This window comes from Propionibacterium acidifaciens DSM 21887, assembly GCF_000426605.1.
In the GTDB taxonomy this organism is placed as follows: domain Bacteria; phylum Actinomycetota; class Actinomycetes; order Propionibacteriales; family Propionibacteriaceae; genus Propionibacterium; species Propionibacterium acidifaciens.
In genome coordinates this window covers 1-1,455 of sequence record NZ_AUFR01000079.1, presented here as the reverse complement: position 1 = coordinate 1,455, position 1,455 = coordinate 1, and the positions used below count along the sequence as shown (strand labels likewise).

At 64.1% G+C, this 1,455-nt stretch carries 1 protein-coding gene; it reads left to right on the top strand.

The annotated features are described in order from the left end of the window. The first annotated feature begins 227 nt into the window (after nt 1–227). Nucleotides 228–1,283: an IS1634 family transposase gene (locus K336_RS16460; protein WP_155945126.1), complete on the top strand. Its 1,056-nt coding sequence runs from the start codon at nt 228–230 to the stop codon at nt 1,281–1,283. The last annotated feature ends 172 nt before the right edge of the window (nt 1,284–1,455 follow it).

The window sequence follows — 1,455 nt, the reverse complement described above, 5'->3', positions numbered from 1 at the left end:
GAGCGACCAGAACGAGGGCCTGTACGACAGTGTGAGCACGCCCGCCGACCAGCCCGTGCAGACTTCCGGCGTCCCGTCCCGGGCGGGCGCATCCGGACTTGACTCGTGTCATTTTTGGCGGTGGGTGGGCGTGTGTGGGTGTTTTGCCTGGTCAGGGCGGAGTTGGGTGGTGTGTTTCACGCGCTAATCGGGTTGTGGGAGGGGGCGTTGTGGCTTACGTTCGGAAGGTGAGAACGGCCTCGGGTGCGACGGCCGTCCAGATCGCGGAGCATCGGGATGGGCGCGACCGTGTGCTGGAGCATCTCGGTTCGGCCCATACCTCCGAGGAATTGTTTCCCCTTGTCGCCGCGGCAAGGCAGAGGCTTGCGCCGCTGCAGGACGAGCTGGACTTCCTGCCGTCGGCTGCGGCGTCGCGGTCGGTGACCATCACTGGCAGGCGTTCGATCGCGTTGTGGGGCAGCTTGCGCCGCGTCCACACCGATCTTGGTTTCGAGGTCCTCGCGGACGACGCGTTCGCTCAGCTGGTGCTGGCGCGGGTGATCAAGCCGACTTCGAAGGCCGGTAGCATCCGCAAGCTTGATGCTTTGGGCATCCCGCATGCCGGGTTGCGCTCCGTGTTCCGTTGCTCGGCCCGGTTCCGGGCCGAGGATTATCGTTCGGAGATCTCGCAGCTGTGTTTCGAGAATGCCCGTGTTGATGGGAACCTGACCTTGGTCCTCTACGATGTGACGATTTTGTGTTTCGAGGCCGAGCATGAAGACGGGCTCCGCGAAGTCGGCTTCTCCGAGGAGTGTCGTGTCGACCCGCGGATCGTGGTCGGATTGCTCACCGACAGGGCCGGGTTCCCGCTGGGGTTGACCTGCTGGAAAGGTGACAGGACCGAAACGCTCACGATGCTGCCGAAGGTCATGGACTTCCTCGCCCGCCACGATCTGCGTGATCTCGTGGTCGCTGCTGACGCTGGTGCGCTGTCAGCGGCGAACCTGACCGCTCTGGATGGGGCCGGGTTGAAATTCATTGTCGGATCCCGGCAGGTCAAAGCGCCCATCGATCTGGAATCACATTTCCATTGGCGCGGTGACGCGTTCGAGGGCGGCCGGATCATCGACACGATCACTTCCCGGCCACTTCCCGGCGCGGCGGCTGCCGCGAAGCCGTTTCGGATCCGCGTTTTCGTGATGAACCTGTCCGGGGCCCGGCGGTTCATTCGGGGTCGTGGCGGGCGGTCTGGGCGTGTTCCGGGAAGCGGGCTGTCAGGGACACCCGCAACCTGGCGAAGATGACCGACAGGGCTGTTGCTGTCATCAACGGCGCCGAGACGGTCAAGAGCTCGCGATTCGTGAAAACACTGCGCGGCAAGAAGGCCCTCGATCGGGCTCGTCGACTGGTCGGGTTGAAAGACTACGTCACGAACATGCCCGCCACTCGGATCTCCGCTGCGGAAGTTGTCGGCGA